Origin of the sequence: Enterobacter cloacae complex sp. SHL018 (genome assembly GCF_049237905.1) — a bacterium.
Taxonomy (GTDB): Bacteria; Pseudomonadota; Gammaproteobacteria; order Enterobacterales; family Enterobacteriaceae; genus Enterobacter; species Enterobacter hormaechei_C.
In genome coordinates this window covers 120962-142406 of the sequence record NZ_JBMKJE010000002.1, presented here as the reverse complement: position 1 = coordinate 142406, position 21445 = coordinate 120962, and the positions used below count along the sequence as shown (strand labels likewise).

Here is a 21445-nt window from a genome sequence, read left to right as displayed (position 1 = left end):
TGTTTATGTCTGAAGAAAAGAAAGGTCAGCAGTATCTCGCCGCGTTGCATCAGGCTTTCCCGGGCGTGGTGCTGGAGGAGTCCTGGCAAACCAAAGACCAGATCACCGTCACCATTAAGGTGAACTATCTGCCGGAAGTGGTGGAGTTTCTCTATTACCAGCAGGGCGGCTGGCTGTCAGTGCTGTTCGGCAACGACGAGCGTCAGCTGTGTGGCAACTATGCGGTGTACTACGTGATGTCGATGGAGCAGGGGGAGAAGTGCTGGCTCACCGTGCGCGTCGAAGTCGACCCGAACAAGCCGGAATACCCCTCCGTCATGCCGCGCGTGCCTGCCGCCGTCTGGGGCGAGCGCGAAGTGCGCGACATGTATGGTCTGGTGCCGGTTGGCCTGCCTGACGAGCGTCGCCTGGTGCTGCCGGACGACTGGCCGGATGAACTCTATCCGCTGCGCAAGGACAGCATGGACTACCGCCAGCGCCCGGCCCCGACCACCGACAGCGAAACCTACGAGTTCATCAACGAGCTGGGCAGCAAGAAGAATAACGTGGTGCCGATTGGCCCGCTGCACGTTACCTCCGACGAACCGGGCCACTTCCGCCTGTTCGTCGACGGCGAGAACATTATCGACGCCGACTACCGCCTGTTCTACGTCCACCGCGGCATGGAGAAGCTGGCGGAGACCCGCATGGGCTACAACGAAGTCACATTCCTCTCTGACCGCGTGTGCGGCATCTGCGGCTTTGCCCACAGCACCGCCTACACCACCTCGGTGGAAAACGGCATGGGGATCGTGGTGCCGGAACGCGCGCAGATGATCCGCGCCATTCTGCTGGAGGTGGAGCGCCTGCACTCGCACCTGCTGAACCTCGGCCTGGCCTGCCACTTCGTTGGCTTTGACTCCGGGTTTATGCAGTTCTTCCGCGTGCGCGAGGCGTCGATGAAGATGGCGGAGATCCTTACCGGGGCGCGTAAAACCTACGGCCTGAACCTGATCGGCGGGATCCGCCGCGACCTGCTGAAAGACGACATGATCCAGACCCGCCAGCTGGCGCAGCAGATGCGGCGGGACGTGCAGGAGCTGGTGAATATGCTGCTCAGCACGCCCAACATCGAGCAGCGCACCGTCGGCATCGGTCGTCTTGATCCGGAAATCGCCCGCGACTTCAGCAACGTCGGTCCGATGGTGCGCGCCAGCGGCCACGCCCGCGATACCCGCGCCGATCACCCGTTCGTCGGCTACGGCCTGCTGCCGATGACCGTGCACAGCGAGCAGGGCTGCGACGTCATCTCCCGCCTGAAGGTGCGCATCAACGAGGTATTCACCGCGCTGAACATGATCGACTACGGCCTCGATAATCTGCCGGGCGGCCCGCTGATGGTGGAAGGCTTCACCTACATTCCAAACCGCTTTGCCCTCGGCTTTGCCGAAGCGCCGCGCGGGGACGACATCCACTGGAGCATGACCGGCGACAACCAGAAGCTCTACCGCTGGCGCTGCCGCGCGGCCACCTACGCCAACTGGCCAACCCTGCGCTACATGCTGCGCGGCAACACGGTTTCCGATGCGCCGCTGATCATCGGCAGCCTCGACCCGTGCTACTCCTGCACCGACCGCATGACCGTCGTGGACGTGCGCAAGAAGAAAAGCCAGGTGGTGCCGTACAAAGAGCTTGAGCGCTACGGCATTGAGCGTAAAAACTCGCCGCTGAAATAAGGACTCGCCATGTTTACCTTTATCAAAAAAGTGATCAAAACCGGCACGCAGACCAGCAGCTATCCGCTGGAGCCGATGCCGGTGGATAAAAACTTTCGCGGCAAGCCGGAGCACAATCCGCAGCAGTGCATCGGCTGCGCGGCCTGCGTCAACGCCTGCCCGTCGAATGCCTTAACGGTGGAAACGGACCTGAAAACCGGCGAGCTGGCCTGGCAGTTTAACCTCGGGCGCTGCATCTTCTGCGGCCGCTGCGAGGAGGTCTGCCCGACGGTGGCCATTCGCCTGTCTCAGGAGTACGAGCTGGCGGTGTGGAAAAAAGAGGACTTCCTCCAGCAGTCGCGCTTTGCGCTGTGCAACTGCCGCGTCTGCAAGCGTCCGTTCGCCGTGCAAAAAGAGATCGACTACGCCATCGCGCTGCTGAAGCACAACGGCGACGTCCGCGCGGAGCATCACCGCGAAAACTTCGAAACCTGCCCGGAGTGCAAGCGTCAGAAGTGCCTGCTGCCGTCCGACCGTATTGATATCACCCGCCATATGAGAGAGGCCAGCTGATGGAAAACCTACTGGGCCCGCGCGATGCTAACGGCATTCCTGTGCCGATGACGGTGGACGAATCCATCGCCAGCATGAAGGCGTCGCTGCTGAAAAAAATCAAACGCTCGGCCTACGTCTACCGCGTGGACTGCGGCGGCTGCAACGGCTGCGAGATTGAGATCTTCGCCACGCTGTCACCGCTGTTTGACGCCGAGCGCTTCGGCATCAAAGTGGTGCCGTCTCCGCGCCATGCGGACATTCTGCTGTTTACCGGGGCCGTCACCCGCGCCATGCGATCCCCCGCGCTGCGCGCCTGGCAGTCCGCGCCGGACCCGAAAATCTGCATCTCGTACGGTGCCTGCGGCAACAGCGGCGGCATCTTCCACGACCTGTACTGCGTCTGGGGCGGCACCGACAAAATCGTGCCGGTTGATGTTTACATTCCAGGCTGTCCGCCAACGCCTGCCGCGACGCTGTACGGCTTTGCGATGGCGCTCGGCCTGCTGGAGCAAAAAATCCACGCCCGCGAGCCGGGCGAGCTGGACAACCAGCCTGCCGCCATTCTGCACCCGGACATGGTGCAGCCGCTGCGGGTGAAGGTTGACCGCACGGCGCGGAAACTGGCGGGCTATCGCTATGGCCGCCAGATTGCCGACGATTATCTGCGCCTGCTGAGCCAGGGCGACCATCAGGTGGCGCGCTGGCTGGAGGCGGAAAACGATCCGCGACTCAATGAGATCGTGGCGAACCTGAACAGCATCGTGGATGAGGCGCGTATCCGATGAGTGAAACGGTGGTGTTCAGCCAGCTGAGCCGTAAGTTTATTGATGAGAACGATGCCACGCCGGCTGCGGCGCAGCAGGTGGTCTATTACAGCCTGGCGATTGGGCATCACCTAGGGGTGATCGACTGCCTGGAGGCGGCGCTGAGCTGCCCGTGGGCCGATTACCTGGCGTGGATCGCCACGCTGGAGGAGGGCAGCACGGCGCGGCGCAAGATGGAGGGCGTGCCGAAATACGGCGAGATCGTCATCGATGCCAACCACATTGCGATGCTCGCCAACGCCTTTGACGAGGCGCTGAGCAGGCAAACCCCCGAGCAGCAGGCGTGGAGCAAAACGCTGCTTAGCATGCTGCACGATATTCATCAGGAGAGCGCCATCTACCTGATGGTGAGGAGATTATGTGACTGACGTTTTACTGTGTGTCGGCAACAGCATGATGGGCGACGACGGCGCGGGTCCGCTGCTGGCGGAACTGTGCGCCGCAAACCCGCCGGGCAGTTGGGTGGTGATTGACGGCGGCAGCGCGCCGGAAAACGACGTGGTGGCCATTCGCGAGCTGCGCCCGGACAGGCTGTTAATCGTTGATGCCACCGATATGGGGCTCAACCCCGGTGAGATCCGCCTGATTGACCCGGACGACATCGCCGAAATGTTTATGATGACGACGCACAATATGCCGCTGAACTACCTGGTCGATCAGATTAAAGACGACGTGGGTGAGGTGCTGTTTCTGGGGATTCAGCCGGACATTGTCGGGTTCTATTACCCGATGACGCCGCCGGTGAAAGAGGCGGTGGACGTGGTCTATTCACGGCTTGCCGGGTGGGTTGGGGATGGGGGATTTTCTCAGCTCTGAGCAGTGCCGGGTGGCGGCTTCGCCTTACCCGGCCTACCAAACCCATCCCCCTCTCCCTGTGGGAGAGGGCTGGGGTGAGGGCAACAGGCTACTCCAGATCCCCCCCGTTACTCGCAATCACCTTCTTATACCACCAGAATGATTTCTTGCGCTTGCGGTCCAGCGTGCCGTTCCCGGCGTCGTCCCGTTCGACGTACACAAACCCGTAGCGCTTGCTCATTTCCCCCGTTGAGGCCGAGACAAGGTCAATGCAGCCCCAGGTGGTGTAGCCCAGCAGCGGTACGCCGTCCTCAATCGCATCAGCCATCGCGCGAATATGCTCGCGCAGGTAGCTGATTCGGTAGTCGTCGTTGATCTCGCCGTTTTCATCAATGACGTCCTTCGCTCCAAGGCCGTTTTCCACCAGGAACAGCGGCTTCTGGTAGCGGTCGTACATCATGTTCATGGTGATGCGCAGGCCGAGCGGGTCAATGCCCCAGCCCCATTCGCTCACCTGAATGTGCGGGTTGCGCAGGGACTTCACGATGTTCGCCGCGCTGGTGTTTCCCGCGTTCATGTCCGCCGACGCGCAGCGCGAGGCGTAATAGCTGAACGAGACAAAGTCGACGGTGTTTTTCAGCAGTTCATCGTCGCCCGGGTCTTTCACAATCACCACGCCTTTCTCGCGGAACACGCGGGCAGAGTAAGCCGGATAGCTGCCGCGCGCCTGCACGTCGATAAAGAACAGGTTCTCGCGGTCTTTCTCCAGCGCCATCCACACGTCTTCCGGCTTGCAGGAGTACGGGTAGAAATTGCCGCCCGCCAGCATGCAGCCGACGTGGTTTTCCGGGTTCACCTCGTGGGCGATTTTGGTCGCCAGCGCGCTCGCCACCAGCTCGTGGTGCGCGGCCTGGTATTTCACCTGATCTTCGTTTTCACCTTCTTCAAATACCAGCCCCGCGCCGGAGAACGGGCTGTGCAGCATGATGTTGATTTCGTTGAAGGTCAGCCAGTATTTCACCAGCCCGTTAAACGCCTCGAAGCAGGTGCGGGCGTAGCGGGCGAAGAAATCCACCATCTTACGGTTGCGCCAGGAGCCGTACTCCGTCACCAGGTGCATCGGCACGTCGAAGTGGCAGAGCGTCACCAGCGGCTCGATGTTGTACTTTTTACACTCCTCGAACACCGCGCGGTAGAAGGCAATGCCTTCCTGATTCGGCAGCGGTTCGTCGCCGTTCGGGTAGAGGCGGCTCCAGGCAATCGAGGTGCGGAACACCGTAAAGCCCATCTCCGCCATCAGGGCGATGTCTTCTTTGTAGCGATGGTAAAAATCAATCGCCTCGTGGCTCGGGTAGAATTCGTCGTCCCGCAACGAAAACCGTTTTTCCTTGCCGACTTTTACCGCCAGACGGTTTGCGCCGTGGGGGATCATGTCGACCGTCGTCAGTCCTTTGCCGCCTTCACGGTAAGCCCCTTCACTCTGGTTGGCGGCAAGCGCGCCGCCCCATAAAAATCCTTGTGGAAAAACAGACATTCTTACCTCGCTTTCAGTTTATGCTTCTGCTGCTTTGTTCTGTACCGGTGCGGTTTGCAGGGCGCGTGCTTTTTCGGCTTCGTCTTCTACCGGGATATCCTCAAACCCTAACAGCAGGGTTAGCACAAACGACAGCACTACCGCCAGACCCATCACGCCAAACACCCAGACGATGGTCATCGGGTTGGCCGGGTCGAAGAACTGCACGCTGGTAAACAGCCCCGGCGCCGCCATCGAATGGCTGGCAAGGCCTGCCATGCCTGCCACCGCGCCGCAGATAAAGCCGCTGATCAGGCTCGCAATCAGCGGACGCTTCAGGCGTACCGCTACGCCGTACAGGGCCGGTTCAGAGATGCCCGCCATGATGGCGGAGGCCGCCGCGGCCAGCGCCGTCTGGCGCAGCTCCGGATTTTTGGTTTTCCACGCCACCGCCAGCGACGAACCGCCGAGCGACAGGTTGGCGCCGATCTCCGACGGCATCACCATCCCTTCTTTGCCCGTTTCGGCAATGGTCTGGATGATGGTCGGCGTAAACACGCGGTGCATCCCGGTCATCACCAGCAGCGGCCACAGCGCGCCCATAATGGCAACGGAGAGCCAGCCCAGATAGCCGTGAATGGTGTAGACCAGCGCGGAGATGGCGCTGCCGATCCAGATCCCGAGCGGGCCAATCAGTACGATGGCGAGCGGGGCGGCAATCAGCACGATCAGCATCGGCTTGAGGAAGTTTTTGGTCACCGCCGGGGTAATGCGATCCACCCAGCGTTCGATGTATGACAGGCACCAGGTCATCACCAGCGCCGGGATAACGGTGTAGGTGTATTTCACCGCCGTCACCGGAATGAAGGCGAACTCAACGTGCTCGCCCTGCGCGGCTTTCGCCATCAGCTCGATAAAGCTCGGGTGAACCAGAACGCCCGCGATGGCGATTGCCAGCGACATGTTGGTTTTGAACTTCACCGCCGCGGACGCCGCCACCATCAGCGGCAGGAAGAAGAACGCGCCATCGCCGATAACGGTCAGGATCGTCAGCGTCGGGTCGCCTTTGCCCAGCACGCCGGTCATCTCAAGGATCATCGCCAGCAGCTTGACCATCGACCCGCCGATGATCGCCGGGATCAGCGGAGACATGGTGCCGATCAGCGCGTCGAGGATCCCGGCGCCAATCCGGCGCAGCGTGAGCTTCTGTGGACCTTCCGCTACGGCAGGTTGCAGGTTAGCGGGCAGCAGGCTCACCACTTCACGGTATGCCTGGGACACGGTGTTGCCGATGATCACCTGACACTGGTTGTCGTTGCGCACCACGCCGAGCACGCCGCTGATGCTTTTCAGGCGTGCGGCGTCGGTGAGGCTTTCGTCTTTCAGGACGAAGCGCAGTCGCGTCATACAGTGGGTGACGGCGACGATGTTCTCTTTGCCGCCCAGCGCGCTAACGACGTCGGTCGCCAGCGCAGCGTAATTTTTTGCCATCGGATGTGATCCTGTTATCGTTGTGAGAAGTGTAGGAAACCGGTTTCACACAATCATCATGAGTTTCTTTTAATGAAACAAGACCACTTTTTATGCATTTTTTCGTTTCGTGATGACGATCACTCGTGGCCGTAAAAAGCGTGATAACGCCGCTGCGACAATTTTTCTGCGGTGCAGTACACTGCGCCCATCAGGTTCAGACGGAATAATAATATGACCACGATGCTGGAAGTGGCGAAGCGGGCAGGCGTATCAAAAGCGACGGTCTCCCGGGTACTGTCGGGGAACGGTTACGTCAGCCAGGAGACGAAAGACCGGGTTTTTCAGGCCATCGAAGAGAGCGGGTATCGCCCCAATCTGCTGGCGCGAAACCTGGCGACCAAACGCACCCAGACTCTGGGGCTGGTGGTGACGAACACCCTGTACCATGGGGTCTACTTTAGCGAGCTGCTGTTTAACGCCGCGCGGATGACGGAAGAGAAGGGGCGTCAGCTGATCCTGGCGGACGGCAAGCACAGCGCCGAAGAGGAGCGCGAGGCGATCCAGTACCTGCTCGACATGCGCTGCGACGCGGTAATCATCTATCCGCGTTTTCTGAGCGTGGAAGCGCTGGACGAGATCATTGAGAAATGCGAGCAGCCGATCATGGTGCTCAACCGCCGTTTGCGGAAAAACAGCAGTCACAGCGTCTGGTCTGATCATAAAGCGTCGTGTCAGGACGCGGTATCGCAGCTGATTGAGAAAGGCCACCGGGAGATTGCGTTTATCACCGGTTCGCTGGATTCCCCCACCGGGGTGGAGCGTCTTTCCGGCTACAAGGACGCGCTGGCGCAGCACGGGATTGCAGTTCGCGACGCGCTGATCGCCGAAGGGAAGTGGAACCCGGCCAGCGGCGCGGCGGCGGTCTCTCAGTTGCTCACCCGCGGCGAAACGTTTACCGCGCTGGTGGCGAGTAACGACGATATGGCGATTGGCGCCATCAGGCAGCTGCACGAGAGCGGCGTCGCCACGCCGGGCGCAGTGTCCGTCATCGGCTTTGACGACGTGGCAATCGCGCCCTATATCGTGCCGTCCCTCTCCAGCGTGCGTATTCCGGTAACGGAGATGATTCAGGAGACCATCAGCCGTATGATTTTCATGCTCGACGGCGGTGAGTTTAAGCCTCAGCAAACCTTCTCCGGCGAGCTTATCCTGCGCGACTCCGTCATTGACGGCCCGCATCGCTGACGTCGACATCTGTCATCGTCACTAATGACGATGACAGATCCTTCTCTTTTAAATTTCCCTATAAAATCAATGCATTAAATATTGGCACGGTTTATGAATAGCTTCGCGCATAACAGTAATGCCGGAGAAGCAGATGAACCGTTTTATTATGGCCGATGCCAGCAAATGCATTGGTTGCCGTACCTGTGAAGTGGCGTGCGTGGTGTCCCATCAGGCAGAGCAGGATTGCGCCTCTCTCACCCCTGATACCTTCCTGCCGCGCATCCACGTCATTAAAGGCGTGAATATTTCTACCGCCGCTATCTGTCGCCAGTGCGAAGACGCGCCGTGCGCCAACGTCTGTCCGAACGGGGCGATTAAGCGCGAGAAAGGCTTCGTGCATGTGATGCAGGAGCGCTGCATCGGGTGCAAAACCTGTGTGGTGGCGTGTCCGTATGGCGCGATGGAGGTGGTGGTTCGCCCGGTGGTGCGCAACAGCGGTATCGGGCTGAGCGTACGCGCGGAGAAAGCCGAAGCCAATAAATGTGACCTCTGCTACCACCGCGATGCCGGTCCGGCGTGTATGGAAGCCTGTCCGACGCATGCGCTGGTCTGCGTCGATCGCGACAAGCTCGAACAGATGAGTGCCGAAAAACGCCGCCGCGCGGCGTTCGACACCTCGTCATCGCTGCTGTTTTAAATTGCGATGCGCGTTAACGGCGTACAGCTTCGGGTGCGCGGCAAGGTGCAGGGGGTAGGATTTCGTCCCTTCGTCTGGCAGCTTGCGCACCAGCTGGGGCTGGCAGGCGACGTCTGCAACGACGGAGAGGGTGTCCTGGTGCGTCTCGCGGGCAGTGGGGGTGACTTTACCGCGAGACTGCGCCAGGACTGCCCACCGCTGGCGCGCATCGATCGCATTGAAACGCAGCCGTTCAGCTGGACGACGCTGCCGGATGAGTTTGTCATCCGCCACAGCGAGAGCGGGGCGATGGACACGCAAATCGTCCCGGATGCCGCCACCTGTCCCGCATGCCTGGTGGAGATGCGCGATCCCCGCGAACGTCGCTACCGCTACCCGTTTATCAACTGCACCCACTGCGGGCCGCGGTTTACCATTATCCGCGCCATGCCCTATGACCGCCCGGCCACGTCAATGGCGCCATTCCCTCTCTGTGTGCCCTGTGAAACGGAGTACCGCAACCCGGCTGACCGGCGTTTTCACGCCCAGCCGGTGGCCTGCCCGGATTGCGGACCGCAGCTGGAGTGGCGAGCCGGGGAGGCTGCTGCCACCCGCGAATCGGCGTTAAGCGCGGCGGTGGCGATGCTGGAAGGCGGCGGGATTGTGGCGGTCAAAGGGCTGGGCGGTTTTCACCTGGTCTGCGACGCGCTTAACCCGCAGGCGGTTCGGAAATTACGGGCACGCAAGCAGCGCCCGACCAGGCCGCTGGCGGTGATGATCCCGCATGCGGACGATCTGCCGGAGGCCATCCAGACGCTGTTACGTTCACCCGCTGCGCCGATTGTGCTGACGCCAAAAGCCTGCCTTCCTGCGTTTCCTGAGGAGATTGCGCCGGGGCTGGATACGGTCGGCGTGATGCTGCCTGCGAACCCGCTCCAGCATTTGCTGATGCTGGACTGCCAGCGCCCGCTGGTGATGACCTCCGGCAACCTCAGCGGCCATCCACCCGCCATAAGCAACCAGCAGGCGCTGGAAGAACTCAGTGACATCGCTGACGGCTTCCTGCTGCACAACCGCGACATCCTGCAACGGATGGATGATTCAGTGATGGACCAGGAGGGCACGATGCTGCGTCGCGCACGCGGTTTTGTGCCGGATGCCATCACATTGCCCGCCGGATTCCGCGACATCCCGCCCATGTTATGCACCGGCGCGGAGATGAAAAACACCTTCTGCCTGGTGCGTGGCAACCAGGCGGTACTGAGCCAGCATTTTGGCGATCTGAGCGACGAGGGGGTAGAGGCGCAGTGGCGCAGTGCGCTCTCGACGATGCAGGACATCTACGCCTTTCAGCCTGAGCGCGTGGTGTGCGATGCCCATCCGGGTTATCACGCCCGACTGTGGGCCCGGGCGCAGGCGCTGCCCGTTGAGACCGTGCTGCATCATCATGCGCATGCGGCAGCGTGTCTGGCGGAGAATGGCTGGCCGCTCAACGGCGGGGATGTTATTGCCCTGACGCTGGACGGGATCGGCATGGGCGAGAACGGCGCGCTGTGGGGCGGCGAGTGCCTGCGGGTGAACTATCGCGACTGCGAACGGCTGGGCGGTCTGCCAGCCGTTGCGCTGCCGGGGGGCGATCTGGCGGCAAAACAGCCGTGGCGCAATTTGCTCGCCCACTGTCTGGCGTTCGTACCTGACTGGCAGCAGTACCCGGAAACAGAGGTGGTACAGCGTCAAAACTGGCCGCTGCTGGCAACGGCTGTGTCGCGCGGTATCAATGCGCCGCGGGCCTCCTCCTGTGGTCGTCTGTTCGACGCCGTGGCCTGTGCGCTGGGCATTGAAACGCAACGCTATGAGGGCGAAGCCGCGTGCCGGCTGGAGGCGCTGGCCGAACGCTGCGCAGGGGTTGATCATCCGGTGACGCTCCAGACGGATAACCTTGCGCTGTTCTGGCAACAGTGGCTTACCTGGCGGGCGGAACCCGGCGAGCGTGCCTGGGCTTTTCACGATGCGCTGGCAAAAGGGCTGAGCGAACTGGCGGCAACGCATGCCCGCCGACGGTCGCTCTCTACGGTGTGCTTCAGCGGCGGCGTCCTTCACAACCGCCTGCTGCGTGCGCGCCTTCGTCATTACCTTTCTGATTTCACGCTTCTTTTTCCTTCGCGCCTGCCCGCAGGCGACGGAGCGATCTCCTTCGGGCAGGCGGTGGTTGCTGCCGCCCGATCATGTTCACAAAGGATTTAAAATGTTACGACTTTTACGCAATGAACCTCGTGCAGCGTGCCTGCTGCTGGCTCTCGGGATGGCTAACCTGCTGGCCTGGGGGCTGGCGTGGCACACCTTTAGCGGCAGTACGGCGCTGATGGCGGCCAGCCTGCTGGCCTGGTGTTACGGACTGCGTCATGCGGTGGACGCCGACCATATCGCCGCGATTGATACCGTGACGCGTAAGATGATGCAGCAGGGCAAGCGCCCGTCCGGCGTGGGCGCATGGTTTTCACTCGGACACTCCACCATCGTGGTGCTGGCCTCCATTGCTATCGCCGCTACCGCCACGGCGTTTCAGAAAAACATGGCATGGTTCCACGAAACCGGCAGCCTGATTGGCACCGCCGTCTCCGCCACCTTCCTGCTGGCGATGGCGCTGGTGAATATGGTGATCCTGCGCGGCGTCTGGCGCAGTTTTCAGGCGCTGAAACACGGCAGGCCCGTGCAGGGCGACATCACGCTGCCTGCACAGGGCGGCGTCATGAACTGGCTGTTCGGCAAAACCTTCCGCCTCGTCAATAAAAGCTGGCAGATGTACCTGGTCGGTTTCCTGTTCGGCCTGGGGTTCGACACCGCCACCGAAATCGGCGTGCTGGGGATCTCCGCCGCCAGCGCCTCCAGCGGGATGTCGGTGTGGTCGATCATGATCTTCCCGGCGCTCTTCGCCAGCGGCATGGCGCTGGTGGATACGCTCGATAACCTGCTGATGGTGGGTGCCTACGGCTGGGCGTTTAACAAGCCGCAGCGCAAGCTCTACTACAACATGACCATCACCGGCACTTCGGTGGTGGTGGCGCTGTTTATCGGCGGCCTGGAAGCGCTGGGTCTGCTGATGGACAAGTTCGCCCTCAGCGGCGGCGTGTGGGATCTGATTGGCGCGGTAAACGATAACCTGGGCGATGCCGGATTTGTGGTGGTCGGGCTGTTTGTCGCCTGCTGGCTGATCTCGATGGCGAACTATCGCTGGCGCGGTTATGACGCGCTGGTGGTGCGCTCCTGACGCTGAAAGTGTAGCGATAAAAAAAGCCCCGGGACATCGGGGCGGTGGACAACAAAATCCAAAGGTTAAGTAAGCGTGGCAGTACTGTAGGCCGGGTAAGCGGAGCGCCACCCGGCATGACGAGGGTTAAGCTGGTAGCGATTTCAGCAGCGCGAAGGCCTCCTTCATTCTGTCTTCGCTGACGACAAAGGCGCGCATCTGACCGTCGGTATCGGTGCCGCGCGCCACCATGCCCTGAGGCGAAAGGACAATCTCCCAGTCCAGATCCTGACGCTGCGTTTCACCTGCGAGATGCAGCGGTAGTTCCGGCGTTTTTACCTTCACCAGCATGGCGGGTAATTTCACCGGGGCGTTGCCGCCGAGCAGGTTTTTCGCCAGGAACATGGCGCTTAACTGAATCGGTTGCAGGAACGGCAGCACCTGGCCGTTAATTTCCGCGCAGTCGCCCAGGGCATAAATGTCCGGCTGGGTGGTTTGCAGGTAGCTGTCCACCTTCACGCCGCGATTGATCTCTGCGCCCGCGCGGTGCGCCAGCGCGGTTTCCGGGCGCAACCCCGTCGCCGCAATAACCACATCCACTTCAACGCTGCGGTTGCGGTCGAGCGTCGCACAAATGCCGGTTTCGGTTTTGCTCAGGCTCTGTAACTGCGATTTCAGCAGCAGATGCACGCCCATGTCGGTCAGACGATGCTGTAAGCGACTGCTTACTTCTGCTGGCATCAGCGCTGACAGAATGCTGGCCGCGTGGTCAACCAGGGTGACGGATTTTCCCGCCCGGCAGAAGTCCATCGCCAGCTCGGTGCCAATCAGTCCGCCGCCGACAATCATCACCCGCGTGGCGTCGCGTAACAGGGTCTCGCTGGCCTGATACTCCTGCTGGCTGTTGAGCGTGACCATCAGCTCGCGGCCCTCAACCGGCGGCACAAACGCCGATGCCCCCGTCGCCAGCACCAGTTTGTCGTACTGCCAGGTTTTATCTTTCGCGTTCACCACGTGGGCGTCGGCGTCGATATCGGTGACCCAGGTGTACGGAAACAGACGCAGGTTAAACTGTTCTGCGAACTCCCCCGCCGTCTGGCGGGTGAGATCGTCGGCGCGCTGATTCTGGCTAATGACGTGGCTTAAATCAGGCTTGTTGTACTCATCCATGCTGTCGGCGGCGATCACCGTCAACGGCACGTTAGCATCCTGTTTGCGGATATTTTTCACCAGCTGGCGGGCGGCAAAGCCCGAGCCGATAATGACGATGCCGTGGCTCATTTTGCCTCCGTTGCCAGTTCATCAAAGACGTCTTTCCCGAGGGAACATTCCGGGCAGAGGAAGTTGTCCGGCACCTCGCTCCACGGCGTACCCGGCGCGACATCCTGCAACGGCTCGCCCAGCTCAGGATCGTAAATCCACTGGCAGACGCTGCACTGCATGCAAGGGCCGAGGTCGGCAGCGGCAGGAGCGGCTTCTGCTACAGCTTTCGGCGTAACCGCCGCGGCGGGTGCGGTTTCCGGCAGCGGCGCAAGCGCCCACTGGCGGGCAATGTCGCGACCGTGCTGACGACAGATTTCCAGCGCGTCGAGATCCGGACGCCATTTCGCCTTCAGGCTCAGGGACATCTCAAAACCGGCATCCTGTAAACGGGTGGAGAGACGGTCTACCGCGCCGCCGCTCCAGCCGTGTGAACCAAAGGCGCTGGCGCGTTTGTTACGAAAGCGCAGGCCGGTCATCTCTTCTACCAGTCCGGCAATTTTCGGCATCATCACGTTATTCATGGTGGAGGTCCCCACCAGCACGCCTTTGGAGCGGAAGACGTTGGTCAATACCTCATTCTTATCGCTGCGCGCCACGTTGAAGATTTTCACCGCCACGTTCGGGTCAACTTCGTTGATGCCCTGGGCAATGGCGTCCGCCATCATGCGGGTGTTGTTGGACATGGTGTCGTAGAAGATGGTGATGCGATCTTCCTGATAGTCCGCCGCCCACTTCAGGTACAGTTCGACAATCTGGGTTGGATTTTCACGCCATACCACGCCGTGGGAGGTGGCAATCATATCCACCGGCAGGTTGAAGCCGAGGATCTCGGTGATTTTTGGCGTGACCAGACGGCTGAACGGGGTCAGGATGTTGGCGTAGTAGCGCTGGCACTGTTCGAACAGCTCGGTCTGATCCACTTCGTCGTTGAACAGACGTTCGTCGCAGTAGTGCTGGCCGAAGGCGTCGTTACTGAACAGCACCGCGTCACCGGTCATGTAGGTCATCATGCTGTCCGGCCAGTGCAGCATTGGGGTTTCCACGAAGATCAGCTGTTTGCCATTGCCGATATCCAGCGTGTCGCCGGTTTTCACGGTGTGGAAGTTCCACTCCGGATGGTGGTGGTGGCCGTTGATGGAGTCAATGGCGTTGGTGGTGCAGTAGATCGGGGTATCCGGAATGTGGGACATCAGCTCGGTCAGCGCCCCGGCATGATCCTCTTCCGCGTGGTTGATGATAATGTAGTCGATCTCATTCAGATCGATTTCGCTGCGCAGGTTCTGCACGAACTCGCGGCTGAATTTGTGATCGACGGTATCGATCAGGACGTTTTTACCTTCACGAATGAGATAGCTGTTGTAGCTGCTGCCGCGCAGCGTTTTGTATTCCGTCCCGTGAAAATCACGTACTTCCCAGTCACGTTGACCCACCCAATGAATGTTATTTTTAACCAGAATAGACATAGCAACCTCAACTTAATACGGCGTTTTCAAATAAGATGACTGTCATATATCAAGTTGCGTGCCAACTTTTTAACTTGTTGAAAATAATGTGTTTTCGTTTCGATGCTCTTTAGTGGGTAGTCATTTTGACTATCTTAAAAGTTGTCAATATGACACTATGTATTGTCAAAATGACAGTGAGGCAGAGATGAGCTTTTCCGTAGATGTGCTGGCGAAGATCGCCATAGAACTGCAAACCGGTATTGGTCATCAGGACCGCTTTCAGCGGCTGATCTCCACGTTGCGCCACGTGCTGGATTGCGATGCGTCGGCGCTGCTGCGTTACGAAGGGCGGCAGTTTATTCCGCTGGCTATCGACGGTCTGGCGAAGGACGTACTCGGGCGGCGCTTTACCCTGGAGGGCCACCCGCGTCTGGAAACCATCGCCCGCGCGGGTGACGTGGTGCGTTTCCCGGCAGACAGCGATCTGCCCGATCCTTACGACGGCCTGATCCCCGGACAGGAGAGCCTGAAGGTGCACGCCTGTATCGGCCTGCCGCTGTTTGCCGGGCAGAACCTGATTGGCGCGTTAACCCTCGACGGCATGTCGCCTGATCAGTTCGATACCTTCAGCGACGAAGAGCTACGGCTGATTGCCGCGCTGGCGGCCGGGGCGCTGAACAACGCCCTGCTGATAGAACAGCTGGAGAGCCAGAATATTCTTCCGGGTAGCCCGACGGCGTTTGAGCAGGTGGCGCACACCGAAATGATCGGCCTTTCGCCAGGCATGGCGCAGCTCAAAAAGGAGATTGAGATTGTCGCCGCGTCTGATTTGAACGTGCTGATCTTCGGGGAGACCGGCACCGGTAAAGAGCTGGTGGCAAAAGCGATCCACGAAGCCTCGCCCCGTGCGGTGAATCCGCTGGTCTATCTCAACTGCGCGGCGTTGCCGGAAAGCGTGGCGGAAAGCGAGCTGTTCGGACACGTCAAAGGGGCCTTTACCGGGGCGATCAGCAACCGCAGCGGCAAGTTCGAAATGGCTGATAACGGCACGCTGTTCCTCGATGAAATTGGCGAACTCTCCCTTTCGCTTCAGGCCAAACTGCTGCGGGTGTTGCAGTATGGCGATATTCAACGCGTGGGAGACGATCGCAGCTTACGCGTGGATGTGCGCGTGCTGGCGGCGACGAACCGCGATCTGCGCGAAGAGGTGCTGGCGGGGAATTTCCGCGCCGATCTGTTCCACCGTCTGAGCGTGTTCCCGCTCACGGTGCCGCCGCTGCGCGAGCGGGGCGAGGATGTGGTTCTGCTGGCGGGCTTTTTCTGCGAACAGTGTCGGCTCAAAATGGGGCTTTCCCGCGTGGTGCTAAGTCCCGGCGCGAGGACGCACCTGCTGAGCTACGGCTGGCCGGGTAACGTGCGTGAGCTGGAACATGCGATCCACCGCGCGGTGGTGCTGGCGCGGGCAACGCGTTCGGGGGATGAAGTGGTTATTCATGCGCGCCATTTCGCGCTGCATGAGGAAACGATGCCGCCCGTGAAGCCGGTGATACCTGAGAGCGTGAACGAAAACCTGCGCGAGGCGACGGATGCGTTCCAGCGTCAGATGATCGCCCGCGCGCTGGAGCAGAATAACCGCAGCTGGGCGGCGTGCGCGCGGGCGCTGGAGATGGACGTCGCCAACCTTCACAGGCTGGCGAAACGTCTGGGGCTGAAGGGTTAAATAATCCCCGCCTGGTAGAAGTCTTGCAGGTTGATCGCGCCGCACAGCCTGCCGTGCTCGTCCACCACCGGCGCGGCGGTGATTTTGCGCTTCATCAGCACCTCTTTGGCTTCAATCGCGCGGCTGTCGGCATTCAGCGTCAGCCCGCCCTGGGTCATTGCTTCGGATACCCGCGCCTCCAGCTTGCCGCCGCCCACCAGCCAGCGGCGCAGGTCGCCGTCGGTGAAGACGCCCTTCACCTGGCGGTCATTGTCGCATACCGCAACCAGCCCCAGCCCGGTGCGGCTCAGCTCCAGCATGGCGTCCATCACGCTGGTGTCGAGTTTGACCTGAGGAATGGCATCGTCCGTGCGCATCAGGTGGTGAACTTTGTTGAGCAGACGAGCCCCAAGCGCGCCCGCAGGATGGGAGCGGGCGAAATCTTCCTCATTAAAACCGCGCGCCTGCATCACCGCCATCGCCAGGGCGTCGCCCATCATCAGCGTGTTGACGGTGCTGGAGGTCGGTGCCAGGTGCATCGGACAGGCTTCGCGCTCAACGGAAATATCCAGCGTTGCTTTCGCGGCCAGCGCCAGCGGCGAACGGGATTTGCCGGTCATCGCTAACAGGGCCACCGATTTTTCTTGCAGGCGAGGGATGATGAGATCCAGCTCTTTGGCTGAACCGGAGTAGGAGATAAACAGCATCACGTCGCGGCTTTCGATCATCCCCAGATCGCCGTGCAGCGCTTCGGCAGGATGCACGAAGAACGCCGGGGTGCCGGTGCTGGCAAGCGTCGCGGCAATCTTCTTGCCGATATGACCGGATTTACCGATACCCGCCACGATCACTTTGCCCTCGCAGTGGATAATGGTGTTGGCTGCACGAACAAAATCCTCACCCAGACGCTCCGGCAGGCGGCTGGCTTCCTGTAGCTCCAGCAGCAGGGTCTGACGGCCTGCGTTTAACAGAAAATCACTCATTTTTCTCTCCGGTTACGATCACGTCGATGCCCTTCGCTTCCAGCGCTTTTTTAAATGCCGGATCGATACCTGCGTCGGTAATCAGCTTATCGACGCTTTCAAGGCTACAGACAATGTTGGGGCTTTTACGGCCAAACTTCGACGAGTCCGCCATCAAAATCACTTCCCGCGCGGCGTTGCACATCGCTTTGCTGACGCTGAACACCTCGTTGAAGGTGGTCACGCCCGCGTTGAGGTCGATGCCGTCCGTGCCCATAAACAGCTTATCGAAGCTGAAGTGGTCGAAGGCATTCTCCGCCAGCTGCCCGTGAAACGACGCCGATTTTTTACGGAAGGTGCCACCGGGCATCAGGATGGTCTGCTCGCTGTCGAACTCTGACAGGGCATTGACGATATGCAGGCTGTTGGTCATCACGGTGATGTTATTAAAGCGGCTGAGCAGCGGGATCATCTGTAGGACGGTACTGCCTGCGTCAAGGATGATGGAATCGCCGTCCTGGATAAATTTGACGGCGGCTTCGGCAATCAGCGCTTTCTGGTGGGTATTGATCAGCGTTTTGTGGTCGATAGGCGGGTCGGCTTCGTCTTTATTGAGCACCACGCCGCCGTAGGTACGAATGACGGCGCCGGAGTTTTCGAGCAACACCAGGTCCTTGCGTATTGTCGTGCCGGTGGTGTCAAAGTAGTGGGCCAGATCATCTACCGAGCACTTTCCCTGCTTTTGCAGATGCTCAAGTATGGCCGCCTGCCGCTGACGTGGTTTCATAGGCGCTTCGTTCCTTACGTTGCGAAATGATAATTCCGCAAGTTTATAACTTTCACAACGAAATTATCCATGTTTCAGATTAAGCGCTAATGATAGTGCATTCTGACAGAGTGAATCATGGGGGAAGATCACATCAGGTTGTAATTCATGCAGCGAAATGCCGTTGATCGCCTGAATTTTGGTCGTACGGGCAAACACCGTTACGCCGCGCATGATGAGGGAATCGCAGACCTTATTGTTTTCATCCAGCGCAACAGCGACGACAACCCGCGGCTTAAAGCGTCCGCCGGAACGCCCAACACCCACGCGTCCCTTCTGACACAACGCATCAAAGGCGCGGTTAAACTGATGGATTTGCCAGCCGCCAAACGCCATCTGGCAAAGCCAGGCGAGGGCGGCGACGGTGATGAGTGCGGTGACCATATCGGCTCCTTAACTGCCGGGTGGCGGCTGCGCCTTACCCGGCCTACGGGGATTGTAGCCCCGGTAAGCGCAGCGCCACCGGGGAATGAACTCAGAACATCACCTGCCCACCGGTGACGTTAATCGACTGCCCGGTGCAGTACGAGGCTTTCGGGCTGGCGTAAAACAGCAGCATGTTCAGCACGTCCTGATAATCGCACCCGCGCTTCAGCGGCACTTTGTCGATGTAGTACTGTTCGACATCCTCCGCTTTGATGCCAAGTTTGGCGGCATACTGCGGCAGCAGGGACTGGAACATCGGGGATTTCAGCAGGTTACCCAGCATCAGCGCGTGCACGGTTATGCCGTATTCGGCCAGATCCAGCGCCAGAGACTGCGTCAGCCCGACGCCGCCAAACTTCGCCGCGCTGTAGCCGGAGTTGTGCTTGCTGCCCACTTTCCCCGATTTTGAGTTGATCTGAATGATGCGCCCCTGAATACCGTCGCGGATCATCAGACGGGAAAATTCGCGGGCGCAGAGGAAATAGCCCACCAGATTCACCTGCAACGAGCGATCAAAATCCCCCAGTTCGAAATCGCTGATAAAGGCCGCTTTCGCAATCCCCGCGCTGTAGACCAGCAGATCGGTGCAACCAAAAATCTCATCCACGCCGCGGGCCAGCGCCATCACGCTCTGCTCGCTGGTGGCGTCGGCGCCAAATCCATACGCCATCCCTTCGCCAAATTCGGTGTTGATGGCGTCCGCTACGCGGGCGGCTTTCTCACTCTGAATATCCACGACCGCCACGCGGTAGCCCTCTGCGGCAAGCCCATGGCAGAGGAACTCGCCTAAGGTTTGTCCCCCACCAATGACAACGGCAACCTGACTCATGTGTCTCTCCTTTATTACGAAATAAATTTTAACGTGCAGCCTGGGGTGACAGCCTGTGGAACCGGCCCCTCAACGTGAACCGTGCCGGGATACTCCGCCCGCGGCTGGCCGTCGAAACGCAAGGTGATGTGCCCCAGCTCGCGCAGGTTTTGCTCGGCGACGTCACCGACGGCGGTTACGGCATAGCGCGCCTTGCCCAGCTCCAGCTGGCCACCGGCCTTCAGCTCGCCGTTTAACTCGCCGTGGCAGTGGATAAAGCAAAACTCTTCGATATCTGCCGGGGCGCCTTCGCGGAAGGTGATCAGCATCTGGTCGCTCAGAGCATCGGCTGCGCTCTGGCCGATGCGGGTAATGGTGGTCTGGTAAATCACGGTCATGGCAGGAACCTCTTATTGATAAATAAAGCCGGAGACAAACCAGGCAATTAGCACCGTTGGCGCGCCCGTCAGGAAGCGGCTCACCAGCACGGAGGGGACGCCCACGCGCACGGTCTCCTGGCGCGCTTCCGCCAGTGACAGCCCGACGGGGATGAAGTCGCACGCCGCCTGAGCGTTAATGGCAAACAGGGCGGGCAGGGCGAGGTGCGGGGGAATATTCCCCAGACCAATCTGCACGCCAATCAGCACGCCGATGACCTGGGCAATCACCGCGCCCGGGCCGAGAAACGGCGACAGCAGCGGGAAGGAGCAGATCAGCGCCAGCGTCACCAGGCCGAGCGGGTGGCTGGCGAGCGGGGCGAGGCCGTGGGCAATCCAGTCGCCGAGGCCGGAGGCCATGATGATGCCGATCAGCGCCGAGACGAACGCCATAAACGGCAGAATGGTTTTCAGCACCGTGTCGATGGTGTCGCGCCCGGACTGGAACAGCACCGCCACGGCGGACCCCATCCCCATCCCGACCTTCGCCAGCAGGCCGTCGCTCTGCTCGGTGATTTTTTTGCTGGTGTCGTAGTCGCGCGGGGCTGCTTTTTGCGGCGCGGGTGTGCCATTCACCAGCGTGATGTTGTCCTCCTTCACGCCCGAGACATAAATGTCCTCAAGGATGTACTGCGCCAGCGGGCCTGATTTGCCCGTGGAGTGAATATTCACCGTCGGAATGCGGCGCTTCGGGTAGATGCCGCAGCGCAGGGTGCCGCCGCAGTCGATAACCGCCACGCCGATTTCCGCTTCCGGCGGCTCACCCTCTTTGAAGCCGTCGACTGCTTCCCAGCCGGTCAGCTCGCGCAGCGTGTCGACGATCGCCGGGCGCGTGCCCGCGGTGATGTAGACGATCTTTTTGCCTTCGGTGGCGTCGAACTCCAGCGGGCCGCCCCAGCCGCCCGTGCCTTTCTCTATGCGGATCCGGTTCATACTGTGGCTCCCGAAAGCTGGACTTTCTCATCAAGCTGAATGCCCATTTTTTTCTCAAAAATGGCGGTTGTGAGGTCCGTTACCCAGCCGCGGAAGAAGTTGGTCACCAGGCCGACCAGCAGATAGCTCACCGCCAGCGGGCCGAGCGGCAGTCCCAGCGTAGTGAGACCGCTGGCAATCCCGAGGTAAACAAACAGCTCGCCGGGGTTAATGTGCGGGAACAGGCCGTTCATTGAATGGCAGCTGTAGGAGGCGGCGGCGTAATAACTCGGCTTGTACTTCTCTGGCATAAAGCGGCCGAGGCTTAAGGTCATCGGGTTGCAGAACACAAAGGTGCCGATGAAGGGCAGGATCAGGTAGCGGGACAGCGGATTGCCGGCACAGCGCTGGGCGAAGCGTTCAATACGCTGCTGGCCGATAAAGTTAATCAGGGCGTTCATGATCACCAGCAGGCTGATCAGCAGGGGCAGGATCCCGGTCACCATGCCGGTGAATACCTCGCCGCCTTTCTGAAACAGCCCGATGAACCACTCGGCGCCGTGGGTGATGGTTTCTATCATTATTCTCTCCTGTAGGGCGTTTGTTTTTGTCTATCTGCGGCTAATAATAATCACTTTGAAAGGTTTTGAAGTGTTAATCAGA

General features: G+C 60.2%; 21 protein-coding genes. 10 read left to right on the top strand and 11 right to left on the bottom strand.

Annotated features, from left to right (window positions below; genetic code table 11):
* Positions 1 to 5: 5 nt before the first annotated feature.
* From ACOTY5_RS10480 to hycI, 5 genes are read left to right on the top strand one after another with little or no spacing between them, the layout of a single operon-like run.
* Positions 6 to 1715 carry an NADH-quinone oxidoreductase subunit C gene (locus tag ACOTY5_RS10480; RefSeq protein ID WP_421631911.1) on the top strand — a complete coding sequence of 570 codons (1710 nt, stop codon included), beginning with the start codon at positions 6 to 8 and terminating at the stop codon, positions 1713 to 1715.
* Between the two features lie 9 nt (positions 1716 to 1724).
* Positions 1725 to 2267 (top strand): formate hydrogenlyase complex iron-sulfur subunit, encoded by a 543-nt coding sequence (locus ACOTY5_RS10475; protein ID WP_023295328.1) that lies wholly within the window; start codon positions 1725 to 1727, stop codon positions 2265 to 2267.
* Entirely contained in the window at positions 2267 to 3034 is a 768-nt protein-coding gene (locus ACOTY5_RS10470; RefSeq protein ID WP_023295327.1) for an NADH-quinone oxidoreductase subunit B family protein, read from the top strand. Before ACOTY5_RS10475 ends, ACOTY5_RS10470 begins: the two co-directional genes overlap by 1 nt.
* Positions 3031 to 3441 (top strand): formate hydrogenlyase maturation HycH family protein, encoded by a 411-nt coding sequence (locus ACOTY5_RS10465; RefSeq protein WP_421631910.1) that lies wholly within the window; start codon positions 3031 to 3033, stop codon positions 3439 to 3441. The genes ACOTY5_RS10470 and ACOTY5_RS10465 overlap by 4 nt, the downstream gene beginning before the upstream one ends.
* A complete protein-coding gene (gene hycI / locus ACOTY5_RS10460; RefSeq protein ID WP_023295326.1) occupies positions 3434 to 3889 on the top strand; it encodes a hydrogenase maturation peptidase HycI in 456 nt (151 codons plus the stop codon). The genes ACOTY5_RS10465 and hycI overlap by 8 nt, the downstream gene beginning before the upstream one ends.
* 88 nt (positions 3890 to 3977) lie before the next feature.
* On the opposite strand, the gene ACOTY5_RS10455 is transcribed toward hycI, so the two are convergent.
* Entirely contained in the window at positions 3978 to 5402 is a 1425-nt protein-coding gene (locus tag ACOTY5_RS10455; protein ID WP_017692779.1) for a 6-phospho-beta-glucosidase, read from the bottom strand.
* Positions 5403 to 5420: 18 nt separating this feature from the next.
* A complete protein-coding gene (ascF, locus tag ACOTY5_RS10450) occupies positions 5421 to 6872 on the bottom strand; it encodes a PTS cellobiose/arbutin/salicin transporter subunit IIBC (RefSeq protein ID WP_017382795.1) in 1452 nt (483 codons plus the stop codon).
* Between the two features lie 189 nt (positions 6873 to 7061).
* Between ascF and ACOTY5_RS10445 the strand changes: the two genes are divergently transcribed.
* From ACOTY5_RS10445 to ACOTY5_RS10430, 4 genes are all read left to right on the top strand, one after another.
* The gene (locus tag ACOTY5_RS10445) at positions 7062 to 8099 is read left to right on the top strand and encodes a LacI family DNA-binding transcriptional regulator (protein WP_323132051.1); all 1038 of its coding nucleotides are present in this window, start codon (positions 7062 to 7064) and stop codon (positions 8097 to 8099) included.
* 133 nt (positions 8100 to 8232) lie between these two features.
* On the top strand, positions 8233 to 8778 hold the full coding sequence (gene hydN / locus ACOTY5_RS10440; protein WP_017382793.1) for an electron transport protein HydN: 546 nt from the start codon (positions 8233 to 8235) through the stop codon (positions 8776 to 8778).
* Positions 8779 to 8784: 6 nt separating this feature from the next.
* Positions 8785 to 11001 carry a carbamoyltransferase HypF gene (gene hypF / locus ACOTY5_RS10435; RefSeq protein WP_045141872.1) on the top strand — a complete coding sequence of 739 codons (2217 nt, stop codon included), beginning with the start codon at positions 8785 to 8787 and terminating at the stop codon, positions 10999 to 11001.
* A 1-nt stretch (position 11002) separates the two neighbouring features.
* Entirely contained in the window at positions 11003 to 12025 is a 1023-nt protein-coding gene (locus tag ACOTY5_RS10430; RefSeq protein WP_045141873.1) for a HoxN/HupN/NixA family nickel/cobalt transporter, read from the top strand.
* 126 nt (positions 12026 to 12151) lie between these two features.
* Here ACOTY5_RS10430 and norW read toward each other — a convergent pair whose 3' ends face one another.
* Both norW and norV read right to left on the bottom strand, forming a co-directional pair.
* Positions 12152 to 13285, bottom strand: coding sequence for an NADH:flavorubredoxin reductase NorW (gene norW / locus ACOTY5_RS10425; RefSeq protein WP_015571680.1), 1134 nt, complete (start codon positions 13283 to 13285; stop codon positions 12152 to 12154).
* Positions 13282 to 14730: an anaerobic nitric oxide reductase flavorubredoxin gene (gene norV / locus ACOTY5_RS10420; RefSeq protein ID WP_017692783.1), complete on the bottom strand. Its 1449-nt coding sequence runs from the start codon at positions 14728 to 14730 to the stop codon at positions 13282 to 13284. The genes norW and norV overlap by 4 nt, the downstream gene beginning before the upstream one ends.
* A 187-nt stretch (positions 14731 to 14917) precedes the next feature.
* Between norV and norR the strand changes: the two genes are divergently transcribed.
* Complete coding sequence (gene norR, locus ACOTY5_RS10415; protein WP_017382788.1) at positions 14918 to 16432, top strand: nitric oxide reductase transcriptional regulator NorR; 1515 nt, start codon at positions 14918 to 14920, stop codon at positions 16430 to 16432.
* On the opposite strand, the gene gutQ is transcribed toward norR, so the two are convergent.
* The 7 genes from gutQ to srlA all read right to left on the bottom strand — a co-directional run bounded on the left by gutQ (position 16429) and on the right by srlA (position 21363).
* Positions 16429 to 17394 (bottom strand): arabinose-5-phosphate isomerase GutQ, encoded by a 966-nt coding sequence (gutQ, locus tag ACOTY5_RS10410; protein WP_015571677.1) that lies wholly within the window; start codon positions 17392 to 17394, stop codon positions 16429 to 16431. The genes norR and gutQ overlap by 4 nt on opposite strands.
* Complete coding sequence (srlR, locus tag ACOTY5_RS10405) at positions 17387 to 18160, bottom strand: glucitol operon DNA-binding transcriptional repressor SrlR (protein ID WP_045141875.1); 774 nt, start codon at positions 18158 to 18160, stop codon at positions 17387 to 17389. Before srlR ends, gutQ begins: the two co-directional genes overlap by 8 nt.
* Positions 18161 to 18223: 63 nt before the next feature.
* Positions 18224 to 18583, bottom strand: coding sequence for a transcriptional regulator GutM (gene gutM, locus ACOTY5_RS10400; protein WP_040118026.1), 360 nt, complete (start codon positions 18581 to 18583; stop codon positions 18224 to 18226).
* 91 nt (positions 18584 to 18674) lie between these two features.
* On the bottom strand, positions 18675 to 19454 hold the full coding sequence (srlD, locus tag ACOTY5_RS10395) for a sorbitol-6-phosphate dehydrogenase (protein ID WP_045141876.1): 780 nt from the start codon (positions 19452 to 19454) through the stop codon (positions 18675 to 18677).
* A 14-nt stretch (positions 19455 to 19468) separates the two neighbouring features.
* Entirely contained in the window at positions 19469 to 19831 is a 363-nt protein-coding gene (gene srlB, locus ACOTY5_RS10390; protein ID WP_017692786.1) for a PTS glucitol/sorbitol transporter subunit IIA, read from the bottom strand.
* Positions 19832 to 19843: 12 nt separating this feature from the next.
* Positions 19844 to 20803, bottom strand: a complete 960-nt coding sequence (gene srlE / locus ACOTY5_RS10385) for a PTS glucitol/sorbitol transporter subunit IIB (protein WP_045141877.1) — start codon at positions 20801 to 20803, stop codon at positions 19844 to 19846.
* On the bottom strand, positions 20800 to 21363 hold the full coding sequence (gene srlA / locus ACOTY5_RS10380; protein WP_015571673.1) for a PTS glucitol/sorbitol transporter subunit IIC: 564 nt from the start codon (positions 21361 to 21363) through the stop codon (positions 20800 to 20802). Before srlA ends, srlE begins: the two co-directional genes overlap by 4 nt.
* Positions 21364 to 21445 lie beyond the last annotated feature (82 nt).

Excerpts from the sequence above, each read along its gene's own strand:
- norV (WP_017692783.1), bottom strand. The coding sequence starts at position 14,730 with ATGTCTATTCTGGTTAAAAATAACATTCATTGGGTGGGTCAACGTGAC.
- ascF (WP_017382795.1), bottom strand. The coding sequence starts at position 6,872 with ATGGCAAAAAATTACGCTGCGCTGGCGACCGACGTCGTTAGCGCGCTG.
- ACOTY5_RS10480 (WP_421631911.1), top strand. The coding sequence starts at position 6 with ATGTCTGAAGAAAAGAAAGGTCAGCAGTATCTCGCCGCGTTGCATCAG.
- norW (WP_015571680.1), bottom strand. The coding sequence starts at position 13,285 with ATGAGCCACGGCATCGTCATTATCGGCTCGGGCTTTGCCGCCCGCCAG.
- gutM (WP_040118026.1), bottom strand. The coding sequence starts at position 18,583 with ATGGTCACCGCACTCATCACCGTCGCCGCCCTCGCCTGGCTTTGCCAG.
- hydN (WP_017382793.1), top strand. The coding sequence starts at position 8,233 with ATGAACCGTTTTATTATGGCCGATGCCAGCAAATGCATTGGTTGCCGT.
- srlB (WP_017692786.1), bottom strand. The coding sequence starts at position 19,831 with ATGACCGTGATTTACCAGACCACCATTACCCGCATCGGCCAGAGCGCA.
- srlR (WP_045141875.1), bottom strand. The coding sequence starts at position 18,160 with ATGAAACCACGTCAGCGGCAGGCGGCCATACTTGAGCATCTGCAAAAG.
- ACOTY5_RS10455 (WP_017692779.1), bottom strand. The coding sequence starts at position 5,402 with ATGTCTGTTTTTCCACAAGGATTTTTATGGGGCGGCGCGCTTGCCGCC.
- gutQ (WP_015571677.1), bottom strand. The coding sequence starts at position 17,394 with ATGAGTGATTTTCTGTTAAACGCAGGCCGTCAGACCCTGCTGCTGGAG.
- ACOTY5_RS10475 (WP_023295328.1), top strand. The coding sequence starts at position 1,725 with ATGTTTACCTTTATCAAAAAAGTGATCAAAACCGGCACGCAGACCAGC.
- srlA (WP_015571673.1), bottom strand. The coding sequence starts at position 21,363 with ATGATAGAAACCATCACCCACGGCGCCGAGTGGTTCATCGGGCTGTTT.
- ACOTY5_RS10430 (WP_045141873.1), top strand. The coding sequence starts at position 11,003 with ATGTTACGACTTTTACGCAATGAACCTCGTGCAGCGTGCCTGCTGCTG.
- srlD (WP_045141876.1), bottom strand. The coding sequence starts at position 19,454 with ATGAGTCAGGTTGCCGTTGTCATTGGTGGGGGACAAACCTTAGGCGAG.
- ACOTY5_RS10470 (WP_023295327.1), top strand. The coding sequence starts at position 2,267 with ATGGAAAACCTACTGGGCCCGCGCGATGCTAACGGCATTCCTGTGCCG.
- srlE (WP_045141877.1), bottom strand. The coding sequence starts at position 20,803 with ATGAACCGGATCCGCATAGAGAAAGGCACGGGCGGCTGGGGCGGCCCG.
- hypF (WP_045141872.1), top strand. The coding sequence starts at position 8,785 with ATGCGCGTTAACGGCGTACAGCTTCGGGTGCGCGGCAAGGTGCAGGGG.
- norR (WP_017382788.1), top strand. The coding sequence starts at position 14,918 with ATGAGCTTTTCCGTAGATGTGCTGGCGAAGATCGCCATAGAACTGCAA.
- ACOTY5_RS10465 (WP_421631910.1), top strand. The coding sequence starts at position 3,031 with ATGAGTGAAACGGTGGTGTTCAGCCAGCTGAGCCGTAAGTTTATTGAT.